Below are 13,554 nucleotides of genomic sequence, written 5' to 3'. Positions count from 1 at the left end.
CGACTGGTTGAACTCGCCCTATTCAGCTCCCGGAGATTTGTCCGGGCCCTCAGCCGCCACGGAATGGCTAGCTCGATAGGAAGAGTCGGCGCGGCTGGCGACAGTGCGGCCATGGAGTCCTTCTTCAGCCTGCTGCAGAAGAACGTACTCGACCGACGCAACTGGTCCACCCGCGAGGAACTGCGCCTCGCGATCGTGGCCTGGATCGAGCGGACCTGCCACTGACGCAGTAGACAAGCCGCACTCGGTCGGCTGACCCCTGTCGGCTCCGAGAAGATCATGACCGCGCCGGCTCTCGAGGCCGCGTGACTGAACCTGCCACCCGCCGCTGCACCAGATCCCCTACTTTTGTCAGCCTCAGCCGTCGCTCCTTGCCTGCGGAGCCTGTTCTGGCCTCTGCGTAAGGGCCAAGGCGCGGGCCGTTCCCGCTGAGGCCGCTCATCGTCCATGGTCACGAATCGTATGAGCCCGTATGGATTGTCAGATCGTGCGGATAACCTGTCGGGGTGTACGAGATGACGGACCCGGTGGCCGCTCGGCAGGCGGCGAAAGCCGCTGAACGAGAGCGCCTGAAACGTGCGCGTGAACGCAGGGAGAGCCAGGGCTCGTCCAGCGTGAACAGCTTCGTTCAGCGCAAGTGGCGTTGGCTCGGCGTCGGGGAAGGCGAGGCGGTTGAAGCCGTCCTGGCCATGCTCACGGAGGCAGTGGCGGCCACTGGCCTGCCCGAAGCTGAGCGGGCGATCCTCACGCAGGCCATCGGCGGCGGTCCGGACCGCGACAGCCTATTGCCCGCCGTACGCATGGGGTTAGGCCTCTTGCCGCCGGAGTCCGTCCTCGGCCATCTGCGGAGCCTCTGGGCCGGTGGTGTGCGATGGCTCAACGAGCCGGGCCTGGAGCGGTGCAGGGTGCTGTGTTCGACGGCGCCCAGCCTTCAACTGGTCGGCAAGCGGTCCCACGCGCTCTCGGGCGGGCCCGCCTTCAGTCTCTTCGCCACCGCCTGCACCCGCGGCGCTATACCCGTGCCGAACCGGTTCCTCGACGAGCTCCTCGAACGGGCTCCCCTGTCCGTCATCGACGATCTGGTCGACCACGGCGGCCTCATGCCCGAGGACGCGCCCTGGACCAGACGGGATGAGCAGGAGGGCCTGTACCTGCGCGCCCGTCTCGCCCCCGCGACGGTCAGCGGTGAGCAGGCCGAACGCCTCGCATGGCAGGCGTACCTGCGGCGGCAGACCTTCCTCGGTGACGACGATCTCGACCGACAGGAACCGGACGACGTGTGGGACCTGCTGTACGACGTCGTCATGGACGGCGACGTGACGGCTGTGGACGCGCTCGACGCGAAGCTGCCGCGGCCGCAGCAGGTCGAGCTTCGCGACCTCAAGTCGGGTGCGCTGTCGGGGCAGTGGCCGCCGAGCATGACCGAGGACCGGGGACTCTGGTTGCTGATGGCCGCTCTGTGGCACCCGAAGGGCCCTGTCGACGCCGGACGGAGCCCGTTTTACGCCCTCATCGCCCTGAACCGCGCCTACGACCTCGTGAAGGCCGGTGACCTGGAGGCGGCGGCCCAGCAGGCCCGGTCTCTCACCAGGGACAGCGTGAGCAACCGCAAGGTTCCTGCGGACCTGGCCGAGGAGGCCAACGCCCTCGCGGCATACGTGGCCGCGACACAGAGCGAGCAAGTCGAGTCACGCACGGAACGGGACAGGCTCCTCGAGTCCGCCGAGGAGCACGCCAGTAGAGCCGCCGCGCGGGGAGGGGCCGTCGCCGAACGCAACCTTCGACTCCTTCGAGCCTGGAGGGGGACGAGGAGGAACGACCGTGGCCCGTTCGGTAATCCCTTCCTCGACATCGGCCTGGATCACGGGGCCGGAGGATGGGAGGAACGCTGCCGGGACATCTTCCGGGAGCGCGAGGGGGACGCGAAGGCCCAGTCGGAGCTGAACATGGCCGAGGAACGCATCCGTGACGCACTGCGCGGCGAGGCGGGCTGGGACGTCTTCTACCGGGTGCCGCTCGACCGGTCACGGTACGTCATGCCCTCTCAGGTGCCCAACCATCTGGTGCCCCCCGTGGAGGCCCTGCCGCGCCGGACCGCACTGACGAGCGGCGGCGAGCTGGAGGCCATACGCGCGCGTGCAGCCGTGGAACTCCTCGACGACTTCCGGACCACCCCGCCGCGCCTCGACCGCCACAACTCCCCCCGATGAGCGCTTCGGCGCAGCCCTCTGATGCACCGTCCGAGCCGAACGAAGCAGAGTAGCCCTGATGCCTCCCAAGAAGAAGACTCCCAAGAGAGAGCGGGCACACCGCCCATGCCCCGCGTGCGGGCAGACGCAGTCCGGGGCACGGGTCTCGCCGTCACCGAACAAGCCGGGAGGTCTGAAGCGTCGCCGGGAGCGGCAAATGGACGCTCCGGCCGAGCCCGCCGAGACCAGTGCCGTCGAAGCTCCGCCGCATCCTGATCCAATCGACGCGATGACGGTCATCCAAGGTGTGGCGGCCCGCGTTCCGGAGGCACTGGAGGCTGCCGGAGCCGAGGGGACACCCCCGGCCGGCGCGCTCACCGCAGCGGTGCGCCGGGCGGTCCTGGACGAATTCCGCACGCGCGCCCAGTTCGCCGGACGGCTGGCCGAGATCGACGCACTGCTCTGGTCCCGGGCCGGGGACAGCCGCGAGACCGTCGGAGGCGCGATGACGGCTCACCTGCGGGAGCTGCGACTGTTGCGGGTCACGGAGCCGGAGGAGAGCGACCGGTTCGTGGTGACCGAGGGGGAGGGGGACGCCTTCGAGCTGCTGAGTCCTGCGTACGTGGACGAGTTGACAGGGAAGGTCATTCTCGCGGGGCAGCTCCGGCGCATCGCCGGACCCGCGGGCGTGAAGGCGGGGGAGGAAGCATGACGGCCACCGGAATCGACTTCGGGACCACCAACTCGGTCGTGGCTCAGTGGAACGGCGAGTACGTCGAGATCCTGGAGATCGGCGGGCAGGGTCTGGACGCGAACTGGAGGCGCGAGGGGTTCGAGCTGCTCTACCCGTCGGTCGTCGGTACGAGTTCCCTACGGCCTGGCACCCTGTTCGGCTGGGAGGCGAAACTCCGCTCCGAGCAGGCCGTTGAGGCGTGCAAGCGGATGCTGCGCGAGGAGCCCTTCGTCCAGCTGGGCGGTGAGCGGTTCGCCGCGACCACCGCGGCGGCCGGCGTCTTCCACGCCATCGCAGGCGCGGCAAAGGACGAGGCCGCCACCGAGATCAATGATGCCGTCATCACCGTGCCCGCCAACGCGACCGGTGCGGCCCGTTACCGGACCCGCGAGGCCGCGCGTGCCGCGGGTCTCACGGTCCGCATGCTGCTGAACGAGCCGACGGCGGCGGCGATCGCGTATGCCCACGAGATGGAGGTCGACGGCGAGTTCCTGGTCTTCGACTGGGGTGGCGGCACGATGGACTCCACCCTCCTTCTGCACGACGACGGGTTCTTCGACGAAAAGGCGAGTCGGGGGGTCAACCGCCTCGGCGGCCTGGAGATCGACGCCCGGCTGCGCCGCATGGTCCTCGACCGAGCGCCGGTGCGGGGGCGTTGGAGCGATTCCGAGAACCGGATGTTCGCCCTGGAGATCGAGCGGGCCAAGATCCTCCTCTCCCATCAGGAGTCGGTCCGCGTCCTGACGCCCGATGACATCACCGTCGAGATCGGGCAGGACGAGTTTTCCGAGGCGATCCAGGACCTTATCGACCGGGCCCTGGACCCGGTGGAGGAATGCCTGGATCAGGCCCGGATCGACCCGCGTGACCTCACCGCGGTGCTGATGATCGGCGGCAGCAGCCAGATCCCGGCGGTGCGCGCCGCGGTCTCGGAGGCGCTCGACTGCGAACTCGTGGACACCTCCATGTGCGACCCGATGACCGCGGTGGCCGAGGGAGCGGCCATCTGCGCCGCCGCTATGGACGAGGAACTGAAGAGCACCATCCGGGTGGTGAACACACACGCCCTGGGCACGATCACCAAGGACCGCGAGGGCAGACGGAAGTTCAGCGCACTCATCGGCCGCAACCAGCGCCTGCCGCAGCAGCGTGTGAAGTCGTACGAGCCGACGAAGGACTACCTAAAGCGGCTGACCGTGGAGGTGTGGGAAGGAGACCCGGACCGCGAGGTCGATCACCCGGACAATGTCAAACTGACTGACCTGATCCTGACCTATCCCCGGCAGTGCAGAGCCGAGGATGGTGTCTTCGACCTGGAGTACGCCTACAGCAAGGAAGGGCTGCTGACGGTCCGGGCGACCCTACAGAAGACCGGTGAGGTGGTCCTCGACGGCGAGGTGAAGGTGTTCGGGGACGGGAACGTGCTGCCGGAGGTGAGGAAGGAACTCGACCGGTTGCTCGCCCTTGCCCCGGCCACCCGATCCGTAACCACGCCGACTCACCTTCAGAGGGCGGGTGCCAACGGTCGGAGCAACGGTGTGGCCAAGCCCACCCCGCCTCGTTCCGCAGCCCCGAAGGCCGCAGCGCCGGCTGTCGCGCCGCCGCTCGTCATCGACGGATCCAACCTTGCGTGGAACGGGCGGCCTCCGCGCACGGTGGGCGGCAAGCCGAGTTTCGCGGCACTGCAGGCCGCCGTGCGGTCGTTGCGCTTCAAGCACCCCGACAGCGACATCCACGTCGTGGTCGACGCCACCCTCCGTCACGACGTGTCGACCGAGGAACGGCCTCTCGTGGAGGCGGCCATCGCCGAGGGCAGTGTGGTGCAGCCACCTGCCGGAACCGAGGGCCGCGGCGACGCGCTGGTGATCAGCATCGCTCACGAGGTCGGCGGGCTCATTGTCTCGAACGACAACTTCGCACCGTTCCAACGGGCGAATCCGTGGCTGCGGGACGCGGGGAGGGTCATGGGTGCGACTCACTCACAGGGCGTATGGGTCTTCAACCGGCGCGTACCCAATCCTGCGGCGCCTGCTCAGCGGAGGTGACTTGTTTGGGTGAACACTCGCGGACAAGGAGGGTCTGGCGCAGGTTCGGGTGACAGGTTTGGTCAAGGGCGGCGGCTACCCTTGTGGTTGCCTTAACGGAGTTTGGTGGACACGAACCGGGACAACCCGGAGCGTCAGGTTCGTCTGAGCTTCCTCGGCTGACCAAGATCGTTCAGCTGGGGCGTGCCGCCGATTCTCCGTACGATGCGCGCTCGAACGGAGAGAAGAAGTGCGCGGTACGGACCTCAATGCGATCGAACGACCCTACGACGGATGCGGCAAGTGCCTACTCGGAGTGCGGCGACTGTCGCGCGTGAAGCCGGCGACGTCTTCGCCTGAGCGCCAGCGCGAGAACGTGCTCACTGCCGCCGCCTCCTCCGTCGGGGCCCACATCATCGGTTGGGCGGACGACTGGGAGGTCTCCGGCGCCACGGATCCCGTGACGCGTCCCAGCCTGGGCCCGTGGCTCCGTGACGAGAAGGGCCCGTACGACGGCTTGGTCGCTGCAGCGGTGGACCGGCTCGGCCGCAACGTCGTCGACTGCCTGAACACTGGCTACAAGATGCGGGACGAGAAGAAGATGCTCGTCACGCCCCGGCACAGACGGCGCGAGTGCATCAACCACGCTAGCGTGCGCTCTAGTTGTATTGATCACGAGCGTTGTAACGCTGGTGGGGCTTGATCATGGCGAAGGCCCCCGTGTGTGGTGGAGGTGTCGAATCTTCACCGGACGGAGGCCTTCGTGTCCCACCGCCCACAAGAGGCTCCGGCGATGGCGGTCCGAGGGCGAAAGCGGACTCACCGACCGCTCCAGCCGCCCCCACCGGACACCGCACCGGACCAGCGCCGCAACCGAAGCCCGGATATGCCGCCTGCGCCAGGACCGCAAGCTCGGACCCGCACGGCTCGGCCCGGTCCTCGGCATGCCCGCCTCGACCATCCACCGTGTCCTCACCCGGCACGGCCTCAACCGCCTGTCCTTCCTCGACCGGCCCACCGGCCAGGTCATCCGCGGCTACGAACGCGAACACCCCGGCGAACTGATCCACGTCGACGTGAAGAAACCCGGCCGGATCCCCGACGGCGGCGGCCACAGGGCCCTGGGCCGCCAAGCCGGCCGCGCCACCCGCAGCAACGTCGGTTTCGACTACATCCACTCCGCCGTCGACGACCACTCACGCCTCGCCTACAGCGAGATCCACCCGGACGAGAAAACCGCGATCTGCGCGGACTTCCTCACCCAAACGGCCGCCTTCTTCCACGCTCACGGCATCCCGCGCATCGAACGCGTTCTCACGGACAACGCCTGGGCCTACCGCAAAGGCCTGGCCTGGAAGGCCGCCCTGGCCGACCTCGGCGCCACCGGCAAACTCACCCGCGCCTACCGCCCGCAGACCAACGGCAAAGTCGAACGCTTCAACCGCACCCTGGCCGAAGAGTGGGCCTACCAACGGCCCTACACCTCGAACGACGAGCGCACAGCAGCCCTGACAGACTTCCTCCACACCTACAACCACCACCGCAGCCACACCGCACTCCACGGACACCCACCCATCACCCGCGTCAACAACCCTGCGGGTCAATACACCTAGCGCCCAGCGTCTCGGCAGCGCCACAAACCCCTCCATGCCGTCCGTATGCTTGACGACTTCCAGGGCCAGGGCGAGTTCCTCCCTCGCCCAGCCGACGAGGCCGCCGGTGTAGCCCACCGTCCGCCCAGACAAGGCAGATGCCCTGGTACGGGGCCCGCCGTCGGTTCAGCAGGCCGACGGCCGCCTCACGGTCCCGGTATTCGCGGCGGTCACGGCCACGACCAGCAGCAGGCCCAGGCAGTCAGGCACAGCCCCTCAGTTGACAGCCCCAGAAGGGCGCAACGCGCCGACCTCGCCTTCCATAAGCCAGTAGGCTCTGGCACCAACGCGCGGCCGCAGGCCGGCTCCATGCACGTGAGACATCGGGCCGTTTCAACTGGAGGAACCGCAACGCCTCGAACGGTGGCCCGAGTCGGCGCGATCCGGACTACGACAGGCTTCCGAACTCAATGGAGCGCTGAACCCTGAACATCTCGCAATAGGCCGAGTCGTCACCGAACCGCTCGACCACCCGGTGGTGGATATGTTGGCGATACGCGACCGCTCCCAACTGGCGGAACACATCCATATCCAACTGCTGCTGCGAAGCAAATGACTGCAGCGCCTTGACCTTCACGTCCATGAGCTTCTCAGTGCCAACGAAGAACATGTTCGGCTCAAATCTTATGCTGTACGGAGAGCGGAAGTAACACAGCCCCATGGATTCCCTCAAGGCCACGGCAGTCACCTCTTGGCCGGTGATCGAATGGTCGATGTGCTGGTCATCCGGATAGTGGGTGTAAATGACGTCTGGACGTGCCTCACGAATTACCCTGAAGAGCTCGGAATTTATTCTCCCGCGGTGTTCAACGAAGCGGGTGTCAGGGATGTCGGAGAAGGTGTACTGGTTCACCATCAGTACGGCGCCGGCGTTCAGGCATTCATCCCGCCTCGTCTGTGAGCCGTTCTCCTCTGGTTTTCCTGTGGCAAGGCAGTGGACGCGTACACGCGCGCCGTTCCGTGTATACCAGTGAATGCGCATTCCCATCGAAATCTCGGCATCGTCCGGGTGGGCGACGACTATGAGGACGCTCTTCATTTCCCGCCTATCCGGTACAGTTTCGGCCGCTCCTCGGGATTGGCGCCGAGTAAGATGTCCCGCGCCTTGGGGCCATGATTGAACAGCAGGTCGTACGCCGTGAGCTCCGCCTGAAACGGGCGCCCCTGTGCGTGTTGGGTCTGTTCATAGCTGGGATGGAGATAGTCGAAAGCTCGTACGCGCACCCCCCGGTTCTCCATGACCTCGTGTTCCATGAAGGCGGGGTTCTCTCTGGAGGGCTTACGCAGATAATGATCTTGACGTACGGGATTCAAGCAGGCGAGATAGGTGACGACAGGTTCACGGCCGGGCGGGAGCATGGCGCTAGCTGCCCGCAGCGCCACGTCGGCCAGCATCTCCCCCTTAGCCGTCTTAGGGTCTTCCACGAGGTCTGAAGCGCGCAGGTAGGGGGTGGTGATACCGAACCCGCTCCTCGCGACTTCCGTCAGTGCGTCGCAAAGGTCGTTGAGGTATTTCCATGACGCTCCGTATATCTCTCCCAGGGCTGCTTCATAGGTGCTGAAGTACGGAGTGCTGCGGTATATCGACTTGATGCGATCCCAATGCGATGGAAGCACTGACGGATCCGCAATAACTTTCGACCGGATCACACCCCGACTTCCTTGCACCGGAACGGTGAGCCACCGGCGCGCATCTTCGTAAACGAAAACTTGACGGTTCTGCCAATCCGATCGTACGAATTGCACATGGTCGAGTGATACGAAGACGTCCGAAATCGCCATCTTGTAGAAATAGTAAAGATGTCGATGGTATCCAGGCTGATGTGCTGCCACGCGCACGGAGCCTCCCTGTCTCATACAGTACGTGTGCGGTCATGCACGGAGGAATGTTCCCCAGCCGGTACGGCAATCACCGTGAGAAGCAGGACCCGGTCGGCGGTCCACCGGCCAGCGAGCCGATCGAGGACGGGTTGCGGTGAGGAAGGGCTGAGGTATGCCGTGAAAGTGCCGTCGGGCAAGACGTCGATGTCGGCCTGGTGGAAGCCGAGCGGGCGGCGGGTCAGTGGATACCACGTCTTGTACACGGTTTCTTTGGCGCTGAACAGCAGGCGGTCCCAGGAAATCCGAGGGTCCCTCTCTCCCAGGGCAGACAGCCGACGAAGCTCGGCCGGCAGGGCCACCATCTCTAGGACGCACTTGGGTACTGGTTGGTCTGGCTCGGCATCGATGCCGATGGCACGGTAGGCGCAGGTGCGAGCAACGGCGGCTGCCCGGTAGCCCTCGCAGTGAGTCATGCTCCCGACGACTCCGTCGGGCCGGCGAGGGGCGCCGCACTCATCAGGTATCAGGGGGTGTGGAGCCTCGCCGAGCCGGTCCAGAGCGTGCCGAGCACACCAGCGCACGGTGGTGAACTCCCCGCGCCGCTTGTCGATGGAACGCCGGATCACAGCCTTCTCCTGGCGGAATAGGACAACATCCACGGGGTCATGGAATGCCTCCGCGACCACGACCGGCAGTGGCAGGACCTGCTCAAGCACTTGGCGCCTCTGTTTCCGGTGTCACAACCCGCGCATAGCGCCCCCGGTGCCGCAGCAGCGGGCCGCCGCCTGCGGACCCAATGTGGTGCAGTTGGGCAACAACGATCTCGTGGTCTCCAGCCCGGTGCTGGTCGATGACGGAGCACTCCAGCCAGGCGATAGATCCGTCTAGCACGGGCATGCCGCCCGGTGAGGGAGTCCACGCCACACCGGCGAACCTTCTATCCGCTTCAGCGAACTGCACGGAGAGGTCCTGCTGGTGCTCGTGGAGGATGCTGACATACAGTCCGTCGGCTGCCCGGAGTAGTGGCCATGTGCGACTCGTGAGCGCCGGACAGAACAGAATCAGCAGAGGGTTCTGGGGCACGGAAGTAAGTGATGAGACGGTCATGCCGAGAGGCTTCCCTCGTTCACCGAGGGCAGTGACCACAGCCACCGTGCCAGCTAGGCTCCCCATCACCTCCCGGAACCGCTCCGGGCAGGGCAGAGAGTCGGCAGAGGCCCCTGGGGCGGTATGGGTCGTGTCGATGGCATCAGCCACCGGCCACCCTCCTTTCTTGTCGGCTGCGGAATCGTTCGGTGTGAGCGCGCACTATGAAGGCACTGTGGAGCCGGCGGCCCTCGATGCCTCGCCAGCGGAACGTCGTCTCCTCCGAGCTGGGCCACTGGAGGTAGTGGAGGTTTCCGACTACCTCGGAGACCTCCCCGTACCGGAAGGCGATCTTGGAGGACTGTCCACCGTCGAGGTGGTAGGCGGCGCGTGGGTCGACGCCCGTCCGGCTCAAGTGGTGGGCCACCTCCACGGGGGTCATCCCGCGAAAGGAATCCGTCAGGGGTGCACCGTCGAAGACCCTGAAGCAGAGCGTTTCGCCTTGTTTCCACAGCAGGGTGCGCGCATAACGCACTGGCCGAAACGGGGAGATCCCAAGGCTCACGTCGTAGGCTGCGACTTCGCCGGCAGCTGCGTCGGCGGCGCTCGGGCCTACGGAGATTCCGCAGTCCAGTTCCTCGGTGTCGATGCCCGCAATGCCGGTCACTCTCACTTCGGCGCCCACGGCCAGTGGCCGGGCCTGGGTGGCGGCTGCCCGCAGCACGTAGCAACCGGTGAACAGATTCGCCCCGCCGCCAGGGTGGACGCTGCGGATCACATGGATATCAGGTGCGACACGCTCCACCACGGCATCCACGGCGCCCGCGTCCCGAGGGGTGACATTTCCAGCGCGCTCCACGAAACGGGTGAATCCTGTGAGCGCGTTGTCCGCGTAGAGAATCGTGCAGTTGGCGGCGCCGAACACGGCGAGCGCACCCCGTCGGACGTTGTCTGGGGCAGCGGCTTCCTTGGAGCCGATCCATTCGCGGATTGACCCGCCAACTATCAAGGTCCCGACTGCGGGCAGGGTCCGGAGCGATGGCTGACCGCGGTACACCAGAAAGGCCGGTTTGGTCACAGTTGGCAGGCTGACTGTCTCCCCGTGACGGGAGCAGAAGTCCAGACAGGGTTCGGCCGGCTGATGGCCCGGTTCGTCGGAGATGAAGGAGAACGATCCGTTGACGGCTGCGACGGCGTCGGTGCTGCACCAGTCGCTCAGATGGAAACCGGCCGATTCCGACTCCGCTTCCACGCAGGCCGCTGACAGGGCGACCCGCAAGGTATGGACGTTGGTGAAATCGTCACCGCCCAGTTCCACGGTCTCCTTGTGGAGGCGGACGCCGGGGGCGAGGATGCGATCCTGTTCCGCGATCCGTACTGCGAACGGCCGCTGATCGCGAGAGATCTCCTGAATGTCGTGTACGTGGTAACCGCGGGCTCGGAGGGCCGCGAGGGCCTGCCGGTCCTCGTCGTGCAACGGTACAGGGATGGAGGGAGTCATACGGCGCCCGCCACTGTGACGGCCAGTTCTTCCGGAGCGAAGGTGCCTCGGTCCAGCAGACAAACCATTGCCTCCCGGAGCCGTCCCCGCTGCTCGGCGGAGATCCTCAGGGCATAAGGAACCATCGGGTTATCCAGCCGGTACAGGACCACCCCTGCGGCTACCGCCGCCAGCAGCGTCCCTTCACGCATCCCGGGCGGGCGGTCGGCGTAATACGCATCGAGCAGCGTGGGAGCCAGAACGGGCAGGAAGCTTGGCCGGGGCACGTGGTGGATCAGAAGATGAGCCAGCAGGTAGCCGACATCGAAGAGCGGTCGACTGCGGTGCACATTGTCGAGATCGCACAAGGTGACCCGGCCGTCAGCCAGGCTGAGGTTCTTCGGCGCCAGGTCTCCGAGCACAAGCTGCTGCGGCGCCTGAGCCCGGAGCTCCTCGCAAACCCGATCCAGGGCGGGATGTCCGCTGCCGCGAAGGCAGTAGTCAAAGGTGTGATCACGGAACCAGAGGTCGCCCTGGGACCGGATGGCGACCTGTACATCCTTGGTAGCCTGGTGGATCCGCCGCACGGTCGCACCCAAGCAGAGGAGTTCGTCCACCGTGGCAGGGCGCTCGTGAAGGCGGTCTTCGTACGTACGCCTGTCCGGGAAGACATCGGTCATGACCATTGCGTGGTCCTGCGGGCGGAACGCCAGGACGCGCGGAAACGTCGAGGGCACCAGCGCCCCGTAAACATCGAGGGCCCGCCGTTCGTCTGCGATGAACGCGGGGTCCGTACGCAGTGACGGAATACGGGCGAACACTGCCGTACGCACCTTCAGAATGACACTGCCACGCGTCCCCTCCACACGAAACACGTGGCTAACATTGCCGCCCGTAAGCCGGCTGATACCGGTGACCGGGCCCACGTGTGCCCGGCAGTCGGCGACCACTTCGGGCAACGCGTCGCCCAGGAGGTCGACGGGGGTCGGCAGGCCTTCGACGGGATCCTGTCCGGCGGTCCCGGTCACAGCGAAACATCCATCAGGTCAGGTGCGCTCCCGCCGCCCCGGTGGGGCGTGGGCCGCGTGGCTCCGTCGTCCTGTGGCCGGAAATCCAGTTGGGCCACCGCCGGGCCGTCAACCCACTGCTGAGCAGCCGACAGGTAGGCCCCCGCCATGAGGGTCGAACCCCTCCGATGGTCGACAAGTTCCGAGGACATCTCCTCGCGGCTGCGCCGGCCGTTGACGTACTCCAGGAACTCCTCCATAGCACGGCGCCTGGAGGAAGACTGGGTAGGTTCCTCAAGGCCGGACGCCGACATGGTGGTGAGCGCGTCGTAGTCGAGCGTCTCGTACTTCTTCCAGCGCGAGTTGAAGCCACTGTTCCGAAAGACATGCACCTCGACGTGTCCCTGACTGCCGATGCCGTAGGCGTCCCCGTCATGGGTGTCCCCGCCTAGCGTCTGCAGCGAGTGAAAGTGGATGGCCTGGAAGGGCCCCTGCTGGATGGTGTGGCTCTCGTGCCGGACGCGGCCGTTGCCCTTGTAGAGATTGGCGCGGGCCGGGGTGAAGTGTCCGCGCTGCGAGAAGCCGTTGTGCACGAGGTTGATGCTGCCGAGAGTCATGGTCCGGCCTCCGCTCTTGAAGACCATGGAGACGAACGCATCGACCTCCCCGAACGACTCAGTAGCCGTGAGTAGTTGATTCTGCGTGTATGGGTTGCCCGCCTCGAACTCAGGGAAGAGCCGCGCGTAATCGTTCAGATCGAGCTGAGCGAGAAAGTCGCTGGGTCGGCTGAAGTTGGCGTGTACCTCGACACTGTCCAGTTCCTTCCCTGGAGTCTCGCCCGCTCGTAGCAGCCAGGGAACGATGTCGAAAAAGTGGTAGCCCGAGTGAGCGCACTTGCCGTAGCCCTGGTCGAAGGAGTGGTAGGAGATGTCTATGAGCTCATTCGGCATCCGCCACTGACCGTCACTGTGGAAGGACTGCACTGATGTCACCGGGCAGTTGGTCTCGTCCGCGATCTCGGCGATCAGCTTCCGCATGCGCAGGAAGGCTGGGTGGTGTCGACGCTGGCACTGCACCGCGACCAGGACCTCGGGGTGCACTCGGCGCACGGACTCGTAGCGGCGGAGAACCTCGTCGAAGTCGGTGAGAATCGCTTCTGCCCGGAAGGGGTCGACGGAGCAGTTGACATGCACGCTAAGCGGCTTGTCGAGCAGCACGCTCAGACCGCGGTCGAGTGCCCAGTGCGTGTAGACCATGTGGAAGGCTGGTTCAGTGGAGACCACCACCGCGTCGATGGCGTGCTCGCGTACGAGCGCGTCGAGCGTGTCACGTACCGCGGCGGGCAGGGTGCGGCAGGTGGGATCGAAGGGAGAGATGAAGGTGACGGGTAACCGTCGTCCGCCTGCGGCTGCGTTGAAGGCTGCGATGTCATCGGCGGCGTGGGGGAGATCGACACCGATCACGGTTCCGACCAAGCCTGCCGCCCGGCCGGCCGACAGCGTGGGTAGATGGTTACGGCGCGCGTGAGGACCGACGCCGACCACGAGGAAATTCTTCACGTT

The 13,554-nt window shown here is 66.0% G+C and carries 12 protein-coding genes and 1 pseudogene; 6 read left to right on the top strand and 7 right to left on the bottom strand.

From position 1 onward, the window contains the following. Positions 1–21: 21 nt before the first annotated feature. The 6 genes and pseudogenes from IE264_RS23675 to IE264_RS23650 all read left to right on the top strand — a co-directional run. Positions 22–309: pseudogene (locus IE264_RS23675) on the top strand (IS3 family transposase); the annotation flags it as partial. A gap of 305 nt (positions 310–614) precedes the next feature. Next, positions 615–2,210, top strand: coding sequence for a hypothetical protein (locus IE264_RS23670; protein WP_190167688.1), 1,596 nt, complete (start codon positions 615–617; stop codon positions 2,208–2,210). A gap of 268 nt (positions 2,211–2,478) precedes the next feature. Further along, on the top strand, positions 2,479–2,901 hold the full coding sequence (locus IE264_RS23665; protein ID WP_229887716.1) for a hypothetical protein: 423 nt from the start codon (positions 2,479–2,481) through the stop codon (positions 2,899–2,901). Further along, complete coding sequence (locus IE264_RS23660) at positions 2,898–4,967, top strand: Hsp70 family protein (RefSeq protein ID WP_032755481.1); 2,070 nt, start codon at positions 2,898–2,900, stop codon at positions 4,965–4,967. The genes IE264_RS23665 and IE264_RS23660 overlap by 4 nt, the downstream gene beginning before the upstream one ends. Positions 4,968–5,196: 229 nt before the next feature. After that, the gene (locus IE264_RS23655) at positions 5,197–5,649 is read left to right on the top strand and encodes a recombinase family protein (protein ID WP_229887714.1); all 453 of its coding nucleotides are present in this window, start codon (positions 5,197–5,199) and stop codon (positions 5,647–5,649) included. 19 nt (positions 5,650–5,668) lie between these two features. Further along, positions 5,669–6,559: an IS481 family transposase gene (locus IE264_RS23650; protein ID WP_373301932.1), complete on the top strand. Its 891-nt coding sequence runs from the start codon at positions 5,669–5,671 to the stop codon at positions 6,557–6,559. Positions 6,560–6,986: 427 nt separating this feature from the next. Here IE264_RS23650 and IE264_RS23645 read toward each other — a convergent pair whose 3' ends face one another. From IE264_RS23645 to IE264_RS23615, 7 genes are read right to left on the bottom strand one after another with little or no spacing between them, the layout of a single operon-like run. Next, positions 6,987–7,637: a PIG-L deacetylase family protein gene (locus IE264_RS23645; RefSeq protein WP_032755482.1), complete on the bottom strand. Its 651-nt coding sequence runs from the start codon at positions 7,635–7,637 to the stop codon at positions 6,987–6,989. After that, on the bottom strand, positions 7,634–8,437 hold the full coding sequence (locus IE264_RS23640) for a WbqC family protein (protein ID WP_158706516.1): 804 nt from the start codon (positions 8,435–8,437) through the stop codon (positions 7,634–7,636). Before IE264_RS23640 ends, IE264_RS23645 begins: the two co-directional genes overlap by 4 nt. A 14-nt stretch (positions 8,438–8,451) precedes the next feature. After that, positions 8,452–9,135, bottom strand: coding sequence for a 4'-phosphopantetheinyl transferase family protein (locus tag IE264_RS23635; protein WP_051821754.1), 684 nt, complete (start codon positions 9,133–9,135; stop codon positions 8,452–8,454). Then, positions 9,128–9,676: a flavin reductase family protein gene (locus tag IE264_RS23630; protein WP_229887713.1), complete on the bottom strand. Its 549-nt coding sequence runs from the start codon at positions 9,674–9,676 to the stop codon at positions 9,128–9,130. The genes IE264_RS23635 and IE264_RS23630 overlap by 8 nt, the downstream gene beginning before the upstream one ends. Beyond that, on the bottom strand, positions 9,669–10,982 hold the full coding sequence (locus IE264_RS23625) for a hypothetical protein (protein ID WP_229887710.1): 1,314 nt from the start codon (positions 10,980–10,982) through the stop codon (positions 9,669–9,671). Before IE264_RS23625 ends, IE264_RS23630 begins: the two co-directional genes overlap by 8 nt. A gap of 20 nt (positions 10,983–11,002) precedes the next feature. Next, positions 11,003–12,013, bottom strand: a complete 1,011-nt coding sequence (locus tag IE264_RS23620) for a phosphotransferase family protein (RefSeq protein WP_032755484.1) — start codon at positions 12,011–12,013, stop codon at positions 11,003–11,005. Beyond that, positions 12,010–13,551 (bottom strand): Gfo/Idh/MocA family oxidoreductase, encoded by a 1,542-nt coding sequence (locus IE264_RS23615; RefSeq protein WP_051821756.1) that lies wholly within the window; start codon positions 13,549–13,551, stop codon positions 12,010–12,012. The genes IE264_RS23620 and IE264_RS23615 overlap by 4 nt, the downstream gene beginning before the upstream one ends. Between the last annotated feature and the right edge of the window lie 3 nt (positions 13,552–13,554).

Source organism: Streptomyces microflavus, assembly GCF_014650075.1.
Taxonomy (GTDB): domain Bacteria; phylum Actinomycetota; class Actinomycetes; order Streptomycetales; family Streptomycetaceae; genus Streptomyces; species Streptomyces microflavus.
The sequence above is the reverse complement of the archived record's forward strand: the minus strand, read 5'-3'. Positions and strand labels throughout refer to the sequence as shown.

What these genes read in the sequence shown, in the direction of transcription:
- IE264_RS23665 (WP_229887716.1), top strand. Translation starts at nt 2,479, where the DNA reads ATGACGGTCATCCAAGGTGTGGCGGCCCGCGTTCCGGAGGCACTGGAG.
- IE264_RS23660 (WP_032755481.1), top strand. Translation starts at nt 2,898, where the DNA reads ATGACGGCCACCGGAATCGACTTCGGGACCACCAACTCGGTCGTGGCT.
- IE264_RS23645 (WP_032755482.1), bottom strand. Translation starts at nt 7,637, where the DNA reads ATGAAGAGCGTCCTCATAGTCGTCGCCCACCCGGACGATGCCGAGATT.